This is a genomic window from Pseudomonas sp. RGB (assembly GCF_007713445.1).
In the GTDB taxonomy this organism is placed as follows: domain Bacteria; phylum Pseudomonadota; class Gammaproteobacteria; order Pseudomonadales; family Pseudomonadaceae; genus Aquipseudomonas.
On sequence record NZ_VMSH01000013.1, the window covers coordinates 19,466 to 36,193 of the forward strand.

Genomic DNA, 16,728 nt, shown 5'->3' on the forward strand with positions numbered 1-16,728 from the left:
TTATACGGGGCGACCCGCTTGCGGCCAGCCCCCGTATCAATTCCCGCGCTTGTCGGAAAATGCCGCCGTTGGGTGAAGTAATTGCGCGGGCCACGACTGGCAAATGGCCCCACCTCAGTTAACATGGGCGGCTATCCGTAATTATCAAGGCCGTGCCGTGTATCTGGGCCCTCCTCCTCGCTCATCTCTATGGTTGATGCTGTTGTGCAGTGTGCCTGCCGTGGCGGATGACCTGTTTCTGGACAGTCAGCCGCTGCCACAGGTGCTGACGGCCACGCGTCTCAAGCAATCGGCCGCCGCCGTGCCCGGCAGCATGACCGTAATCGACAGCGAGCTGATCAAGGCCAGCGGCGCGCGGGACATCGCCGAGTTGCTGCGGCTGGTGCCGGGGATGATGGTCGGCTACACCACCGGCAACCAGGCGGCGGTGAACTACCACGGCACCAGCGCCAGCGATGCGCGGCGCATGCAGGTGTTGATCGACGGGCGTTCGGTGTACCGCGCGGGCCTGGCCACGGTGGACTGGAGCGATATTCCGGTGGCGATGGAAGACATCGAGCGTATCGAGGTGTTTCGCGGCCCCAACACAGTCAGCTATGGCGCCAATGCGCTGATGGCGGTGGTCAATATCCTCACGCGCTCGCCGTCCAACAGCCACGGTTCGCGGGTCAAAGTGATCCGTGGCGAACGTGGGATCAACGACTTCTATGCCAGCCAGGGCATGGGCTGGGAAACCGGTGACTTGCGCCTGTCGATGTCCGGGCAACAGGACGATGGCTTTGACAGCGACGCCGTCGGCGCCGACCGCCGTGACAGCCGCCGCCTCAGCCGTTTCAGCCTGGCGGTGAGCCAGACCCTGAACGCGCAGCAGAGCCTCGATTTGCAACTCGACGCCAAGGAAGGCAGCAACCAGCGCCCTTACACCTACACCCCGGTATTCGCCGGGATTACCGAAGGTGGCACCAATTCCGACGTAACGGCCAAGGACTATGCCGGCTCCGTGCGCTGGAACGTCGAGTTCAACCCCGAACACAGCCTGTATATCCAGGGCTCAGCCCAGCAATGGGACCGCCAGCAGGTCTGGAAAGCCTGTGACGCCAAGGTGTCGTTCAGCCCGGAACTGACCCAACTGTGGCAGCTCAACCCCAACTACGCCGAGCAGTTGGCCCGCCACATGGACATCTACAGCAAGGGCACGGCCCCCTCCGGCACCGCCGCCGAACAAGCACTCGGCAACCAGGTGCTGGACCAGTGGCGCCAGGGTGCCAGCCAGAGCGTGTGCGGCAATATCGACCAAAGCACCCGCGAAAGCCGCTATGACATTGAGCTTCAGGACACCCTGAGCCTGTCCGACAGCCTGCGCCTGGTCAGCGGCATGAATTACCGCTACGACCGCGCCGATTCCGACACTTACTTCAACGGCACCCTCGACGACACCACCTGGCGCCTGTTCGGCCACTTGGAATGGCGCGCCAGCGAACACTGGCTGCTGCAAGGTGGCGCGATGTACGAAGACACCCACTTGAGCGGCAACTCGCTGACGCCGCGGGTGGCGGTCAATTACCTGATCAACCCGCGTCACGGCCTGCGCGCGGTGTATTCGGAGGCGATTCGCTCGCCGGACATGTTCGAGAACAACGTCAACTGGAGCTATCGCGTCACCAATCTCAGCTCCCCGGCCTATGGGCAAAACTCCGGGCAATATTTTGTGGTAACTCGCGGCCCCGGCAACCTCGATAAAGAGTTGATGCGCTCGCGCGAGCTGGGCTACAACGGCTTCTTTGCCGACCTTGGGCTGAATGTCGACGTGAAACTGTTCTACGACGAAATCACCGACATGATCAGCTCGCCACTGCGCAACAACCAATACATTGCCAGCAACGCCAACAGTGCACGGTTTACCGGCGCCGAGTCGCAGTTCGACTGGCGCATGAGCAACGCCGACCGCCTGCGGCTGACCTATGCTTACGTCGACGCCGCTTCAAGCAACCCGCTGGACAAGGCACAAACCGCACGCAACAGCGGCTCGGCCGGCTGGCTGCGTGAATGGGGCCAGGGCTGGTCCAGTGCGTTGTTCTACTATGGCGACGACGCGCTCAACAGGTATCGCTTCGAACGGGTCGACCTGCGGGTGGCCAAGCGCATTGCCTTGGGCAACGCCAATGTGGAGCTGGCCGGCATGTTGCAACAACGCCTCGATAACCAGCCCACCACCTGGGCCGACAACAATTACGACAGTCGCCACGTGCTCTACTTCAGCGCGGAGTTAGAGTTCTGACATGGGCGATCAGTCACGGATGACCCTGCGGTTTTTACCCCGGCTCTGGCGGCGAGGCGTGCTGTTGGCGTGCCTGCTGCTGAGTGCGCCGGTGTGGAGCGCCGACATCCTGCTGACCGCCGCCGAAGACGGTGCCGGCGTCCAGGCCTTCGCCCAGGCCCTTGCCCAGCGCCGCCCCGACGACCATGTGACCTTCACCCCGCTCAAAGACTTGCCGGCACCGAGCCAGTTGCCGGCCAGCACCCGCCTGATCCTGTTGGACCTGCCCGGTCTTGACTGGCGCCTGCAGGATGCCCAGGGCCCGCCGACCCTGGTGCTGCGCATCAGCCGCCTGCAGGCGCGCCAGCGGCTGGGCAGCACACATCCGGCCAGAATAAGCCTGTTGTGGAGCGACCCGCCGCTGGAACGCCAGTTGAGGCTGATCGCCAGCATCCTGCCCCAATACCGACGCATCGGCGTGCTTTACGGCATCGACAGTGAATTCCTGCTGCAGGAGCTGCGTCAGTATGCGGCGCCCATGGGGCTGGAAATTGTGCCGCAGCGCTGGGACAACATTAATGACAGTCGCCCCTTGCTGAACCTGTTCAAGAACAGCGATGTGTTGCTCGGCCTTGACGACCCGCAGCTGTACAACCCCAAGACCGTGAAGAACCTGTTGCTCAGCAGCTATGCCCAGCAACTGCCGTTGGTGGGCCCCAATGCCGGGTTCGTCAAGGCCGGCAGCCTGGCCAGCACCTACAGCGACCAGGCTGACTGGCTCGACGTGCTCGACCGACTGCTGAACCACCCGCCGGCCAGTTGGCCACGCACGCTGTACCCGGAACACTTCAAAGTCGTGGGCAACCCGCAAGTCGCGCGCTCACTGGGCATCGAACAGGTTGACGAAGTCGCCGTCGCCGCCGGACTGGCCGAAGGAGAAAAACGCCCATGACCTTGCGTCGTCGTTGGGACATCAATACCCGCACCCAGCTCATCACCTTGGGCCCGGCGCTGTTGCTGACCCTGCTGCTGATCAGCTTCTTTACCTTCGTGCGTATTCAGGATTTGCGCCAGGAGCTGGACCACACCGGTCAGTTGATCGCCAACCAACTGGCCCCCGCCACCGAATACGGCGTGATTTCCGGCAACATCGATGTGCTCGACAGCTTGCTGCGCGCGACACTGGCCACGCCGCACGTGCGCTTCCTGGAGATTCAGGACAGCACCGAGAAAATCCTCTTGTACGTCGAACAGCCGTCGGAGAAGCACGACCATTCACTGTCGGTGAAAGTGTTCCAGGCACCGATCCGTCTGCAACATATCCAGCTGGGCAATGACTTTTTCCAGGACAACCTCAACGAACCCAAGGCGCCGCGGGCGGATTACCTGGGCCGGGTGATCGTCGGCATGTCCAACGACGCGTTCAGCCAGCGCCAACAGGAGATTCTGTTCAAGGCCGGGATTCTTGCCCTGTTCGCCCTGCTGTTTACCTTCCTGCTCGCACGGCGCCTGGCCGCCAGCCTGTCGCAGCCGATCAGCGCCATGGGCCACGCGGTCAAAGCGATCCAGCAAGGCGACTACAAGACGCCGCTGCCGATTGTCGACGACTCGGAGCTCGGTGACCTGTCGCGCCATATCAACAACCTCGCCGAGGGCCTCAACCAGGCCAGCCGCGAGCAGCACCAGGCCATGGCCCAGTTGATCCAGACCCGCGAAGAAGCCGAGCGCGCGAACAATGCCAAGTCGGATTTCCTGGCGATGATGAGCCACGAGCTGCGCACGCCCATGAACGGCGTGCTGGGCATGTTGCAACTGCTGGAAACCACCGAGATGACCGAGGAGCAGACCGAGTACGCGGCGCTGGCCTCCGAGTCCACCGAACACTTGCTCAAGGTGATCAACGACATCCTCGACTTCTCGCGCATCGAGCGCGCCGCGCTGGAGCTGGAGCATATCCCGTTCAATCTGGCGGACCTGATCAGCAGCTGTGCCCAGGCGTTCCAGCACAGCGCCCAGCAACGCGGCCTGGCGCTGGCGTTGCCGATTCCGGCGGGCATGGAGTCCTTGCGGGTGCAGGGCGATCCGACGCGGATCCGGCAGATCCTGGTGAACCTGATCGGTAACGCGCTGAAGTTCACCGAGCATGGCACGGTCACCGTCGAGCCTCACTGGCAGACCCTCGACCATGAATTGGTGTGGTTCACCTGCACCGTGCGCGACAGCGGCATCGGCATTTCCGCCGAGCGTCTAGAACTGATGTTCGATGCGTTCCAGCAGGCCGACAGTTCCATTTCAAGACGTTACGGCGGCACCGGGCTGGGCCTGCCGATCGCCCGCACCCTCGCCGAACGCATGGGCGGCACGCTGCGCGCCCAGAGCGAAGAAGGCCGCGGCTCGGTGTTTACCCTGGAAATTCCGCTGGCCATCGACCAGCAAAGCTTGCCGACCATTGACCTGCACGCCGAAGGCAAAACCAGCGCCGGTAACGGCCGCCACGTGTTGCTGGTGGAAGACAACCCGGTCAACCGCACCGTGGTTGAAGCCATGTTGCGCAGCCTGGGCTTTGAAGTGAGCCTGGCCACCGACGGCGCCGAGGCGATTCGCAGTGCCGAAAGCCTGATATTCACCGCCATTCTGATGGATTGCCGCTTGCCGCTGATCGACGGCTATGAAGCCACCCGCCAGATCCGCCAACTGCCCGGCTGCGCCAATCTGCCGATTATCGCGCTCACCGCCAACGCGTTGCAGGGCGATCGCGAGGCCTGTTTGGCAGCCGGAATGAACGATTACCTGGCCAAGCCGTTCAAACGCACGGATTTGCAGCAAATACTGCAACGTTGGGTGCAATAGCGCTGCGCCATCAACCAACTGCGACTGGCGTGAAACACGAAAGTGCGGCAGTCTTAGGCACCCGAACGGGCCTATAAACAGGCTCGGTTTAAAATTTCAGTGAACAAGTGTACATTCAGTGCCTTGACGCTGTGACTTTCACTACAACGCAATAGTCTATGTGTAGGCTGCCGACATGAGGCATGAACGCTTCATTCGGTTCGGGAAGATTTGCCCTACCCTGCCGCATGGGATTATTGAGGAGCTCGCATGACCAAACAAAACGCCTTTACTCGGGAAGACCTGCTGCGCTGCAGTCGCGGTGAGCTGTTCGGCCCAGGTAACGCGCAACTGCCCGCCCCGAACATGCTGATGGTGGATCGCATCACCCATATCAGCGAAGAGGGTGGCAAGTACGGCAAAGGTGAATTGGTCGCCGAGCTGGATATCACCCCTGACCTGTGGTTCTTTGCCTGCCATTTCGAAGGCGACCCTGTCATGCCAGGTTGCCTGGGCCTCGACGCCATGTGGCAACTGGTCGGCTTCTACCTGGGCTGGCAAGGCCTGCCGGGCCGCGGCCGAGCACTGGGTTCGGGCGAAGTGAAGTTCTTCGGCCAGGTCCTGCCGACCGCCAAGAAAGTCACCTACAACATTCAAATCAAGCGCGTCCTCAAGGGCAAGCTGAACCTCGCAATCGCCGATGGTTCGGTCACTGTCGACGGTCGCGAGATCTATACTGCCGAAGGCCTTCGGGTCGGCGTATTCACTTCCACTGACAACTTTTAAGGGTTATCCGCATGCGCCGCGTCGTTATCACTGGTCTGGGCATTGTTTCTTGCCTGGGCAATGACAAAGAGACCGTCACCGCTAACCTGCGTGCAAGTCGCCCTGGCATCCGCTTCAACCCGGAATATGCCGAAATGGGTCTGCGTAGCCAGGTTTCCGGCTCCATCGACCTGCCCCTCGAAGAACTGATCGATCGCAAGATCTATCGCTTCGTCGGCCACGCTGCCGCCTACGCCTACCTGGCCATGAAAGACGCCATCGCCGATTCCGGCCTGAGCGAAGACCAGGTATCGAACGTACGCACCGGCCTGATCGCCGGCTCCGGCGGCGCATCGACCCTCAACCAGATGGAAGCGCTGGACATCCTGCGCGAAAAAGGCGTGAAACGCGTTGGCCCGTACCGTGTAACGCGGACCATGGGCAGCACCGTTTCGGCCTGCCTGGCCACGCCGTTCCAGATCAAGGGCGTGAACTACTCGATCTCCTCCGCGTGCGCCACCAGTGCTCACTGCATCGGCACTGCGGTCGAGCAGATCCAGCTGGGCAAGCAAGACATCGTTTTCGCCGGCGGCGGTGAAGAAGAGCATTGGAGCCAGTCGTTCCTGTTCGACGCCATGGGCGCGCTGTCCACCCAGTACAACGAAACCCCGGAAAAGGCCTCCCGCGCCTACGACGCCAAGCGTGACGGTTTCGTCATCGCCGGCGGTGGCGGCATGGTCGTGGTCGAGGAGCTGGAACACGCTCTGGCCCGCGGTGCGAAGATCTACGCGGAAATCGTCGGTTACGGCGCCACGTCCGACGGCTACGACATGGTTGCGCCAAGCGGCGAAGGCGCTATCCGTTGCATGCAGATGGCCATGTCCACCGTGGATACGCCAATCGACTACCTGAACACCCACGGCACTTCGACCCCGGTCGGCGACGCCAAGGAAATGGAAGGCGTGCGTGCGGTATTCGGCGACAAGGCTCCGGCCATCAGCTCCACCAAGAGCCTGTCTGGTCACTCCCTGGGCGCCGCTGGCGTTCACGAAGCGATCTACTGCCTGCTGATGATGGAAGGCAACTTCATGGCCGGTTCGGCCAACATCGAAGAGATCGACCCGGTCGTCGCCGATATGCCGATCCTGACCAAGACCGTCGAGAACGCAAAAATCGACACCGTGATGAGCAACAGCTTCGGCTTCGGTGGCACTAACGCCACCCTGGTGCTGAAACGCTGGCAGGGTAAGTAAGACCTGTAAGCTGAGCATGTGAAAAAGCCCCGACTGGTTCGGGGCTTTTTTATGCGTGGCTGGATTTGAGACCGAGTCGCCGCATCGCAGGCAAGCCAGCTCCCACATTTGACTGTGGTCACACATCAAAGTGTGGGAGCTGGCTTGCCTGCGATAGCGTCAACTCGGTTTACGGCCCTACACCGAAAACCGCGCCACCATCGTGTTCAGATCCACCGCCAACCGCGACAGCTCCTGGCTCGCCGCACTGGTCTGATTCGCCCCGGTCGACGTCTGATGCGCCAAATCGCGAATATTCATCAAGTTGCGATCCACCTCGCGCGCCACCGCGGCCTGCTGCTCCGACGCGCTGGCAATCACCAGGTTACGCTCGTTGATCAGGGTAAACGCCGACGCAATCTCTTCCAGCGCCGTGCCCGCCGACTTGGCGATGCCCAACGTGGACCGTGCCCGCGTATTGCTCTGCTGCATCGAACTCACGGCCTGATCGGTGCCCTGTTGAATCGCGCTGATCATCTGCTCGATTTCCTGGGTCGACTGTTGCGTGCGATGGGCCAAGGCCCGCACTTCATCCGCCACCACCGCAAACCCACGCCCGGCGTCCCCGGCGCGGGCCGCTTCAATCGCCGCATTCAAGGCCAGCAAATTTGTCTGCTCGGCAATTGAGCGAATCACATCCAGCACTTTGCTGATGCCATACACCTTTTGCGCCAGCTCCTCGACCTGGGTCGCATTGGCGGTCACATCCGTGGCCAGGGCCTCGATCGACTCGACCGTCTGGTGCACCTGTTCACGCCCCTGCTGGGCAATGCGGTCAGACTCACGCGAGGCTTGTGACGTCGCCACGGCGTTGCTCGCCACCTCCTCCACCGCCGCCGTCATCTGGTTAACCGCCGTCGCCGCCTGTTCAATTTCCTGATTCTGCTGGTGCAAGCCGCGAGTAGCGTCTTCGGTGACGCAACTGAGCTCTTCGGACGCCGAGGCCAATTGGTTGGACGATTCGGCAATGCGCCGAATGGTGTCGCGCAGGTTCTCCTGCATACCTTTGAGCGCCTGCTGCAAACGTGCCGGCTCGTCGCTGCCCGTCACGCTGATCTCACCCGTCAAGTCGCCACCGGCCACGCCCTGGGCGATTTTCAACGACTGTGCCAGCGGTAGCACGATACTGCGAGTCAGCCACACCGCCAGCCCGATGGTGATCAGCGCGGTGACCACGATCATGCCGACCACCCAAGTGCGAGATTGAGCAAACACCCGTTGCGCCAGGCTCGCGGCCTGATTGGCACTGGCCTTGTTCAAGGCCACCAGGTCGTGCAGCGTTCCGGCCATCTCATCGGCAATTTGATTCATCTCGCCGTTGACCACCTTGATTGCGTCTTCCAATCGATTGGCCTTGGAGAACGTCATGACCTGTTCCTGGCGCTGCAGGTATTGCTGCTCCCCGGCCTTGAAGCGATCAAACAGCGTGCGCTCTTCGGGCAGCACAATCAGCGCTTCATAGAGGGTTTGCGCATGGTGCAGGCCACTTTTGAGCTCGGTGAGTTTCTGCTCGTTCTGCGCCAGCGCCTGTGGGTCTCGATTGACCAGCAAGCGCAGGGTCAGCGCACGAACCCGCAACAGGTCCTGGCTCATCTCCCCCACCGCCATCACGCTGGGCAACCAGTTGTTTTCGACCTGATCCGACTGCTGGCGCATATTGGCCATCTGCAACAGGGCAAAGCCGCCCAAGGCGAACACCATCAATGCCAGCACGCCAAAGCCCAAACCGGCGCGGGGGGCGATATTCAGACTACGCATACTCATTGCCTGGATTCCTTCCAAATGCGCTGCATCCACCTGCAGCGGGTCTCCTGAAAGGTATCGGCCCGTGTTCAATATTGCGTAAGACGAAAAGGCGATATCAATGTGCTTGCTCATCGCGAGCTGATTTCGGCAGAACCCCCAGGAAATTGTCTCGCGCTACCTTGCGGGCTACCTCCTCGGGCAGAGCGTCGAGAAAGGGTGCAAAGCGATGCATTTCCTTACCGAGCTTGTTGAAGCGCCCTACAACATCCGAACCCAGCATAAAACGCTCCGGGAAGCGCTCTACCAGCTCTACCCACTCGGGCCGAGGCTTGCCCGCCTCATCGAGCAAGTACGGCGTGAGCATGCTCCAGGACAGGTCGATGTAGAGATTGGGGTACGCCTCAAGCAGGCGGTTCAAGGTCGGCAGAAGAAAGTCCATCTGCACCTGATGACGGTGAATCTCTTTGCTGGTGCCGGCATGGGCCCAGATAAAGCGGGTGTGCGGGTGGTTGCGCAGCGATTCTTCCACCTCCGGCAGGTACAGCGGGTTGCGCTCGCGCTTGGAGGTGATGTTGGCGTGCAGCATCACCGGCAGATCGTTTTCGGCGGCGAGGTGATAGATGCGCCTCATGGCTTCGTTATTGGCGCGCGGGGTATCGCCGGCGGTCAAGGCCGTGAGGTCATCGTGGCGCGTGAACACCTCACCGATGCCCTGCCAAAGCCCGGGGTTGAGATCCAGCATGCGCTGGATATGGGCTGCGGAATTTTTGTCGTTAGGATTGAAGCCGGATAAAAACGGGTGAAAGTGCCGACGCTGCTCAGGTGTGAGTTTGTTCACCGCAGCCGCAACGATCACGTCAGTGGCGCTGTACCAATAAGCATCGGCATCGTCACCGGCGTAGTAACGCGGGCGCTTGGGTTCGTCTTCGTGCCATTTTTTAGCGACGGGAATACCGGAAATCATCAAGTGTTCGATGTGGGCGTCGGCCATCGCCTTGAGCAATGCATCCATGCCCGCCGTTTCCTGGAAAAAATCCACGTAGTGCAGGTGCGCGTCGCTGTAGGCATAGTCGCGCGCCTGCACCGCAACGCTGGCGGCGGCGAACAGCAGGGCGAGACTCAGGCGGGTCAGGGGCACGGTAGAACCTCGGTATCGGCTAATACGGGTAGACCTTGTGCACAGCGCCACGGTTCATCGGCCAAAAACGCGGAACACCTAAGTGCCAGCATGTTCTATAACTGCATGACCTTCATCCTGCCAACCTTGTGAGGTTCACCATGCCTGTTACCGTCAACACCCTGAACCACGACAACTTTCGCCACAGTGTGAACATCAATAACCACGAACTGTTCACCGACCTGCCCAAGAGCCTGGGCGGCGACGACTCGGCGCCCTCCCCCCACGACTATTTCGATGCTGCCCTGGCCTCGTGCAAGGCCTTGACCGTCAAGCTGTACGCCCAGAAGAAAGACATCCCGCTGACCGGCGTGACCGTGGAAGTCACCCACGACAGCACCGAGGAGCAAAAAGGCAAATACAAGCTCAACGTCAAGCTGACCCTCAAAGGCGTGCTCACCGACGCACAGCGCGATGAGCTGCACCACGTCGCCGATCGCTGCCCGGTACACAAACTGATGACCACCGCCGACGTCACCATCGAGACTACATTGTCCGAAGGCGCTTTCAGCCAATAGCGCCAACCTCCCGTCGAGCGGGTTATGCTCTTGGTCATCCAACCCGCTCAGACAGGGACGCACCATGCCCATCCTCACCGTGATCCGCCCGCGCGCCGAAGAGGTCGAGGGCCAGCCGATCCTGCGCCCGCTGCCGTCGCGCGAATGCCGCAGCGTCGGGCCTTTCGTGTTTTTCGATCACATGCTGCTCACGCGCTATGCGCCGGGTACCGGCATGAACATCCGCCAGCACCCGCATATCGGGTTGTCCACGCTGACCTATTTGTTTGAGGGCGCGCTGCAGCACAAGGACAGCCTCGGCTCGGACCAGGTGGTGCAGGCCGGCGACGTCAGCTGGATGACCGCCGGCAGCGCGATTGCCCACGTCGAGCGCACGCCCGAGGCACTCAAGGCCGACGGTTTCAGCCTGCATGGGCTGCAAGTGTGGCTGGCCTCCCCAAAGGACCATGAAACCGGACCCGGGCATTACAGCCATCACGCGGCAGCGAGCTTACCGGTCAGTGACAACCTGGGCGTGCAGGTTCGCCTGATCGCAGGCGCCGGCTTCTGCCTTAAATCGCCAGTACCGGTGCTCTCGCCCACCGTGTATGCCGAAGTGCAGATGCAGACGGCCACGACGCTGCTGATCCCGGATGAATACGAGGAACGGGCGGTGTATGTGCTGGAGGGTGAAGCGCAGTTGGACGGTGAGGCCTTGGCGGTGCATAGCCTGGTTGTGCTGCCTGCCGGGCAGGAAATGACGCTGTTCGCTGAAAGTGATTGCCACCTGGTGGTGTTTGGCGGCGCGCCGCTGGACGGGCCACGGCGGATCAACTGGAATTTTGTCGCGAGCGACCCGGCGATGATCGAACAGGCGCGGCAACGATGGGCGGCCGGGGATTGGCCGACGGTGCCGGGGGAAACTGAAAGAATTGAGTTGCCTGGGAGATAGCCATCGGGGGCGAGCCCCCTCCCGCACTTGAACTGTGAATACATTCAAAATGTGGGAGGGGGCTTGCCCCCGATGAGGCCCTAACAGGCGCCGAAGATTCAGCCCTTGAACACTTCATCCAGCAAGTTATGCATCGACTGGAACGCCCGCGCAGCGGTCTTCGCGTCATACATCATCTTGCCCGGCACATTGGCGTGCGGGTCGGTGAAGGAATGCACGGCGCCGCCGTAGCTCAGCAGTTGCCAATCCACACCGGCCGCGTTCATTTCATCTTCAAACGCCGGCAGTTGCTCTTTCGGCACCAAGGGATCGGACGCACCGTGCAGCACCAACACCGCGCCTTTGATGTTCTTCGCATCCGCAGGGTTCGGCGTGTCGAGGGTGCCGTGGAACGACACGGCGGCCTTCAACGGGGCGCCGGTACGCGCCAGCTCCAGGGAGCAGCAACCGCCGAAGCAGAAACCAAAGGTCGCGAGCCTGGAGGTGTCCACCGCCGCCTCGCTCTGGCCTTGCAGTTGCTCGAAGGCCGCCTGCATGCGCTTGTTCAGCAGCGGGCGATCATTCTTCAACGGCATCATGGCCGCGCCAGCTTCATCGCCATTGGAGGGCCGCACGGTTTGGCCGTACAGGTCGGCGATCAGCACCACGTAGCCCTTGGCAGCCACGCTCTTGGCGATCTCTTCAGCACCGGCACTCACACCCATCCAGTTCGGCGCCATCAGCAGACCCGGCAGCGGGCCCTTATGGCTGGCATCGAACGCCAGGCGGCTTTCATAGGACTGACCATCAATCTGATAGACCACGGAACGCACAGTGACTTGGCTCATCATTTACTCCAGTTGAGATGCGTAGAACGAAAAAACCCGCCGAAGCGGGTTTTTCTACAACGGTGTTAAACCGACAGTTCAACCAACAGCTTGTTCAGTCGGCGCACGTAGGCGGCCGGGTCTTTCAGGCTGTCACCAGCGGCGAGCGCCGCCTGGTCGAAGAGGATGTGCGACAGGTCGCCAAAACGCTCTTCGCTTTGCTCGCCATCGAGTTTCTCGATCAGCGGGTGAGCCGGGTTGAATTCGAAGATCGGCTTGGAATCCGGAACCTTCTGACCGCTGGCTTCAAGGATCTGACGCATCTGCATGCCCAGGTCCTGCTCGCCGATGGCCAGAATCGCCGGAGAGTCGGTCAGACGGTGGGAAACCTGCACTTCGCTGACGGCATCGCCCAAGGCGGACTTGATTCGTTCAACCAGGCCTTCTTTGGCCTTGGCGACTTCTTCGGCTTCTTTTTTCTCTTCTTCGGAGTCCAGGTTACCCAGGTCCAGGTCACCACGGGCCACGTCGACGAAGGTTTTGCCGTCGAACTCGCTGAGGTAGCTCATCAGCCACTCATCGATACGGTCGGTCAACAGCAGCACTTCGATGCCTTTCTTGCGGAAGACTTCCAGGTGCGGGCTGTTTTTGACCTGCGCGTAGGTTTCACCGGTCAGGTAGTAGATCTTGTCCTGACCTTCTTTGGCGCGCGCCAGGTACTCGGCCAGCGACACAACCTGCTCACCGTCATCACCCAGGGTGGACGCAAAGCGCAGCAGGCCGGCGATTTTTTCCTTGTTGGCAAAATCTTCCGCCGGGCCTTCTTTCATGACCTGGCCGAAGTTTTTCCAGAAGCTCTTGTATTGCTCTGGCTCGTTCTTCGCCAGTTTCTCCAGCATGTCGAGTACGCGCTTGGTCAGCGCCGACTTCATGGAGTCGATGATCGGATCTTTCTGCAGGATTTCGCGCGACACGTTCAACGACAGGTCGTTGGAGTCGACCACGCCTTTGATGAAGCGCAGGTACAACGGCAGGAAGGATTCCGCCTGGTCCATCACGAACACGCGCTGTACGTACAGCTTCAGGCCTTTTGGCGCTTCACGCTGGTACAGGTCGAACGGCGCACGGGCCGGTACGTAAAGCAGCGAGCTGTATTCCAGCTTGCCTTCGACCTTGTTGTGGCTCCAGCTCAGCGGGTTTTCGTAGTCGTGAGCGATGTGCTTGTAGAACTCCTGGTATTCCTCGTCCTTCACCTCAGTGCGAGGACGGGTCCACAGGGCGCTGGCACGGTTGACCACTTCCCATTCCTGGGCAGGTTTCTCTTCGCCCTCGACAGCCGCCTGTTCTTTAGGCAGTTCGATCGGCAAAGCAATATGGTCGGAGTACTTCTTGATGATGTTGCGCAGACGGTAACCGTCGGCGAATTCATCTTCACCGGATTTGAGGTGCAGAACGATGCGCGTGCCACGGTCAGCCTTGTCGATGGTGGCGATTTCGAACTCGCCCTCACCTTTGGAGGACCAGTGCACGCCTTCGCTGACGTCGAGGCCGGCGCGACGGCTGAACACTTCAACCTTGTCGGCGACGATGAAGGCCGAGTAGAAGCCCACACCGAACTGACCGATGAGATGCGAATCTTTTTTCTGGTCGCCCGACAGGTTTTTCATGAAATCGGCGGTGCCGGATTTGGCGATGGTGCCCAAATGGGTGATCGCGTCTTCGCGGCTCATGCCGATGCCGTTGTCTTCGAGGGTGACGGTCTTGGCGTCTTTGTCGAAGCTCACACGGATTTTCAGTTCGGCGCCACCTTCCAGCAACTCAGGCTTGGACAGGGCTTCGAAACGTAATTTGTCGACAGCGTCTGAGGCGTTCGAGATCAATTCGCGAAGGAAGATTTCCTTGTTGGAATACAGCGAATGGATCATGAGGTGCAGCAGCTGCTTCACCTCGGTCTGGAAGCCCAGGGTTTCCTTTTGAGTTTCCACACTCATGGTCATCAAACTCCAATTGGATGGCAGTGGCCGCGCACTTGAGGGTTGGCGGCGGGTTGTCATCAAAGTTGGGGGCTAAGACCAGGATTTCAAGGGCGCGCCGATTCCTCAATCTTGAAATGTGCGCGGGCGGTGGCAATCGGTTCGGCCGGGGTACTTTGCCAGGCGGTGATCGCCACATTGGCAACTCGGCGGCCCTGGCGCCATACCTGGCATTTGGCGTAAGTGTCGCGAAACTGGCCGGCACGCAGGTAATCGAGGGAAAAGTCGATGATTTTCGGAATGCCGGGCGAGCCGGTAAACACCATCAGGTGCAACGCCGCCGACAACTCCATGAACCCGGCAATCACGCCACCGTGCAGCGCCGGCAATATCGGGTTACCAATGTTGTCCTTGTTGGCCGGCATACGAAACAGCAATTCATCTCCCAGCCGCGTGCACTCAATGCCGATCAGCTTGGCGTAGGGAATCAGGTCGAGCAGCGCCTCATAGTTACCGCGCTCATGGGCCTGTTCGAGGCGGGTTTTGAATCGGTGTGTCATGCCCGCTCTCCCTTTATGGCGCTGCCCAGCCCTTGGGTGCCCTTGAGGCGCTTGCCCATGTGCATGAATGTGCCCACCACATGGGCAATCGGCTGTTGCGGGTCCTCCTGATAAGCAAAACCACGGGTGAAGATCACGTCGGTGGTCACCCGGTAACAGTGCGCAAAGCCATAAACAGGTTTGTGCGGTTCGGCGGGGTGCATGTAGTCAACGCGCAGGTCCAGGGTTGGGCACACCTCGAACTCGGGCAATACACACAGGGTTGCCATGCCGCAGGCCGTGTCCATCAAGGAGGTCAATGCGCCGCCGTGAATCACGCCGGTCTGGGGATCACCGACGATATGCGGGCCGTAAGGCAGGCACAGCGTCATGCCTTCGTCGCTGGCAGCATGGACGGTGATGCCCAGCACCTGGCAATGGCGCAGCGCCGAAACAAAGCGCGTGGCACGGGCTAACAGGGGATTTTCGGTCATGTGGTCTAGACTCTTATTAGTGTTGATCCGCGGAGTATGTCGTGCGGTTGAAAGTTCCTTGATCACCGGTGTTTATATATCTGGGGAATAAAAGGAACTAATGCTGACCCCCCAGGCTCGAAAGGCCAGTAGATATCTTCAATAAGGAGAAACACCCCATGCGCAAGACTTTAGCTATTTCCATGATGCTCGCCGCTGCCCTCGGCCTCGCTGCCTGCGATAAAAAATCCGAAGACAAAGCCCAAGATGCACAGTCGCATTCTGAGCAAGCTCAGAAGGACATGGCGAAAGCACAGGATAAAGTGAACGACGCTGCAAAAGAAAACGCCGATGCTGCCAAAGCTCAGGCTGATGCAAACGCTGAAAAAGCGAAAGAAGACGGTACCGCTACTCCAGTAGCACCTGCCAAGCCTTAATAGCCTGGCAATTGCTGCGAAAGAAAGCCCGCTTACATAGCGGGCTTTTCTTTGTCTGCTGTTTAGCCGTGGGTTAAAAGTTGGACTAACCGGACGCCCTAGTTACGATACTGCGTCTTTAGCCACTTCGGATGCCGGCGTATCAGTCGGGGTATAGACCATCACCTGCAGTACGTCGGAATGAAACTCCCGACGGTACAACACCACCACGACCCCGCCGCTCATCAACATGAACAACCAGGGGCTGACAAACCAGGCGAGCATGGTCATGCCAAAATAATAAGCGCGCAGGCCAAAGTTGAATTGGTTGGCGGCCATCGAGATCACCCTGGCTGCTCGCAGCGCAAACGCTTTGCGCTCCTGCTCCGACACATGCCGCTCACCGATCATCGGCGCCGACCCCACCAGCACCGCGGCAAAGTTGTATTGGCGCATGCACCAACTGAAGGTGAAAAACGCGTAGACGAACACCAGCGCCAGGCACAGCAGCTTGATTTCCGACATGCCCTGGGACGCCTGCTGCACCATGGGGATGTCCGCCAGCAACGACACCGCCCGCTCGGACGCACCGAGCACGGTAAGAATGCCGGCGAGGATGATCAACGTGCTGGAGGCGAAGAACGAAGCGTTGCGCTCCAGGTTGCCGATCACGCTGGCGTCGGCGATGCGGTTGTCGCGCAGCAACATGCGGCGCATCCAGTCCTCGCGATACAAATGCAGCACGCTGGCCAGGCAGGCGGTGTCGCGGGCTTTCCAAGTGGCGTATCGGGTGTAACCCCCCCAGCACAGGACGAACCAGAGGGCGGCAAGCAGGTGGACCTGATTGGTTTCGATGAACGACATGCGGGGCCTTATGCACAATGGATGGAGACGAACGCGGTTCAAAATGTGGGAGCTGGCTTGCCTGCGATAGCGCTGGATCGGGCGATACAGCAATCGCAGGCAAGCCAGCTCCCACACCGACCGCGCTTCAACTTTAGAGGGT

At 60.4% G+C, this 16,728-nt stretch carries 15 protein-coding genes; 8 read left to right on the top strand and 7 right to left on the bottom strand.

Annotated features, from left to right (window positions below; genetic code table 11):
- Positions 1 to 157: 157 nt before the first annotated feature.
- The 5 genes from FPT15_RS23065 to fabB all read left to right on the top strand — a co-directional run bounded on the left by FPT15_RS23065 (position 158) and on the right by fabB (position 7,104).
- A complete protein-coding gene (locus FPT15_RS23065) occupies positions 158 to 2,278 on the top strand; it encodes a TonB-dependent receptor domain-containing protein (RefSeq protein ID WP_347340984.1) in 2,121 nt (706 codons plus the stop codon).
- A 1-nt stretch (position 2,279) separates the two neighbouring features.
- Positions 2,280 to 3,209, top strand: a complete 930-nt coding sequence (locus FPT15_RS23070; RefSeq protein ID WP_145164962.1) for an ABC transporter substrate-binding protein — start codon at positions 2,280 to 2,282, stop codon at positions 3,207 to 3,209.
- On the top strand, positions 3,206 to 5,107 hold the full coding sequence (locus tag FPT15_RS23075) for an ATP-binding protein (RefSeq protein ID WP_145164964.1): 1,902 nt from the start codon (positions 3,206 to 3,208) through the stop codon (positions 5,105 to 5,107). Before FPT15_RS23070 ends, FPT15_RS23075 begins: the two co-directional genes overlap by 4 nt.
- Positions 5,108 to 5,356: 249 nt before the next feature.
- Positions 5,357 to 5,872 (top strand): 3-hydroxyacyl-[acyl-carrier-protein] dehydratase FabA, encoded by a 516-nt coding sequence (gene fabA, locus FPT15_RS23080; RefSeq protein ID WP_003210552.1) that lies wholly within the window; start codon positions 5,357 to 5,359, stop codon positions 5,870 to 5,872.
- Positions 5,873 to 5,883: 11 nt separating this feature from the next.
- A complete protein-coding gene (gene fabB / locus FPT15_RS23085; RefSeq protein ID WP_106576728.1) occupies positions 5,884 to 7,104 on the top strand; it encodes a beta-ketoacyl-ACP synthase I in 1,221 nt (406 codons plus the stop codon).
- A gap of 177 nt (positions 7,105 to 7,281) precedes the next feature.
- On the opposite strand, the gene FPT15_RS23090 is transcribed toward fabB, so the two are convergent.
- Both FPT15_RS23090 and FPT15_RS23095 read right to left on the bottom strand, forming a co-directional pair.
- Entirely contained in the window at positions 7,282 to 8,907 is a 1,626-nt protein-coding gene (locus tag FPT15_RS23090) for a methyl-accepting chemotaxis protein (protein ID WP_145164966.1), read from the bottom strand.
- Between the two features lie 97 nt (positions 8,908 to 9,004).
- Entirely contained in the window at positions 9,005 to 10,027 is a 1,023-nt protein-coding gene (locus tag FPT15_RS23095) for an amidohydrolase family protein (protein WP_145164968.1), read from the bottom strand.
- Between the two features lie 140 nt (positions 10,028 to 10,167).
- Here FPT15_RS23095 and FPT15_RS23100 point away from each other — a divergent pair, with 140 nt between their 5' ends.
- Both FPT15_RS23100 and FPT15_RS23105 read left to right on the top strand, forming a co-directional pair.
- Positions 10,168 to 10,584, top strand: coding sequence for an OsmC family protein (locus FPT15_RS23100; protein WP_145164970.1), 417 nt, complete (start codon positions 10,168 to 10,170; stop codon positions 10,582 to 10,584).
- A 64-nt stretch (positions 10,585 to 10,648) separates the two neighbouring features.
- The gene (locus FPT15_RS23105) at positions 10,649 to 11,515 is read left to right on the top strand and encodes a pirin family protein (RefSeq protein ID WP_145164972.1); all 867 of its coding nucleotides are present in this window, start codon (positions 10,649 to 10,651) and stop codon (positions 11,513 to 11,515) included.
- A gap of 98 nt (positions 11,516 to 11,613) precedes the next feature.
- Here FPT15_RS23105 and FPT15_RS23110 read toward each other — a convergent pair whose 3' ends face one another.
- From FPT15_RS23110 to FPT15_RS23125, 4 genes are all read right to left on the bottom strand, one after another.
- Complete coding sequence (locus FPT15_RS23110) at positions 11,614 to 12,342, bottom strand: dienelactone hydrolase family protein (RefSeq protein WP_145164974.1); 729 nt, start codon at positions 12,340 to 12,342, stop codon at positions 11,614 to 11,616.
- Between the two features lie 65 nt (positions 12,343 to 12,407).
- Positions 12,408 to 14,312 carry a molecular chaperone HtpG gene (gene htpG / locus FPT15_RS23115; RefSeq protein WP_145164976.1) on the bottom strand — a complete coding sequence of 635 codons (1,905 nt, stop codon included), beginning with the start codon at positions 14,310 to 14,312 and terminating at the stop codon, positions 12,408 to 12,410.
- An 89-nt stretch (positions 14,313 to 14,401) separates the two neighbouring features.
- Positions 14,402 to 14,854 carry a PaaI family thioesterase gene (locus tag FPT15_RS23120; protein ID WP_145164978.1) on the bottom strand — a complete coding sequence of 151 codons (453 nt, stop codon included), beginning with the start codon at positions 14,852 to 14,854 and terminating at the stop codon, positions 14,402 to 14,404.
- Positions 14,851 to 15,327, bottom strand: coding sequence for a PaaI family thioesterase (locus tag FPT15_RS23125; protein WP_145164980.1), 477 nt, complete (start codon positions 15,325 to 15,327; stop codon positions 14,851 to 14,853). The genes FPT15_RS23120 and FPT15_RS23125 overlap by 4 nt, the downstream gene beginning before the upstream one ends.
- A gap of 158 nt (positions 15,328 to 15,485) precedes the next feature.
- Between FPT15_RS23125 and FPT15_RS23130 the strand changes: the two genes are divergently transcribed.
- Complete coding sequence (locus FPT15_RS23130; RefSeq protein WP_106576736.1) at positions 15,486 to 15,743, top strand: hypothetical protein; 258 nt, start codon at positions 15,486 to 15,488, stop codon at positions 15,741 to 15,743.
- Between the two features lie 102 nt (positions 15,744 to 15,845).
- Here the strand turns inward: FPT15_RS23130 and FPT15_RS23135 are convergent, their stop codons facing one another.
- A complete protein-coding gene (locus tag FPT15_RS23135; RefSeq protein ID WP_145164982.1) occupies positions 15,846 to 16,586 on the bottom strand; it encodes a DUF599 domain-containing protein in 741 nt (246 codons plus the stop codon).
- Between the last annotated feature and the right edge of the window lie 142 nt (positions 16,587 to 16,728).

Coding starts and splice junctions, on each gene's coding strand:
- FPT15_RS23070 (WP_145164962.1), top strand. CDS start 2,280: ATGGGCGATCAGTCACGGATGACCCTGCGGTTTTTACCCCGGCTCTGG.
- FPT15_RS23075 (WP_145164964.1), top strand. CDS start 3,206: ATGACCTTGCGTCGTCGTTGGGACATCAATACCCGCACCCAGCTCATC.
- fabA (WP_003210552.1), top strand. CDS start 5,357: ATGACCAAACAAAACGCCTTTACTCGGGAAGACCTGCTGCGCTGCAGT.
- fabB (WP_106576728.1), top strand. CDS start 5,884: ATGCGCCGCGTCGTTATCACTGGTCTGGGCATTGTTTCTTGCCTGGGC.
- FPT15_RS23090 (WP_145164966.1), bottom strand. CDS start 8,907: ATGAGTATGCGTAGTCTGAATATCGCCCCCCGCGCCGGTTTGGGCTTT.
- FPT15_RS23100 (WP_145164970.1), top strand. CDS start 10,168: ATGCCTGTTACCGTCAACACCCTGAACCACGACAACTTTCGCCACAGT.
- FPT15_RS23105 (WP_145164972.1), top strand. CDS start 10,649: ATGCCCATCCTCACCGTGATCCGCCCGCGCGCCGAAGAGGTCGAGGGC.
- FPT15_RS23110 (WP_145164974.1), bottom strand. CDS start 12,342: ATGAGCCAAGTCACTGTGCGTTCCGTGGTCTATCAGATTGATGGTCAG.
- htpG (WP_145164976.1), bottom strand. CDS start 14,312: ATGAGTGTGGAAACTCAAAAGGAAACCCTGGGCTTCCAGACCGAGGTG.
- FPT15_RS23120 (WP_145164978.1), bottom strand. CDS start 14,854: ATGACACACCGATTCAAAACCCGCCTCGAACAGGCCCATGAGCGCGGT.
- FPT15_RS23125 (WP_145164980.1), bottom strand. CDS start 15,327: ATGACCGAAAATCCCCTGTTAGCCCGTGCCACGCGCTTTGTTTCGGCG.
- FPT15_RS23130 (WP_106576736.1), top strand. CDS start 15,486: ATGCGCAAGACTTTAGCTATTTCCATGATGCTCGCCGCTGCCCTCGGC.
- FPT15_RS23135 (WP_145164982.1), bottom strand. CDS start 16,586: ATGTCGTTCATCGAAACCAATCAGGTCCACCTGCTTGCCGCCCTCTGG.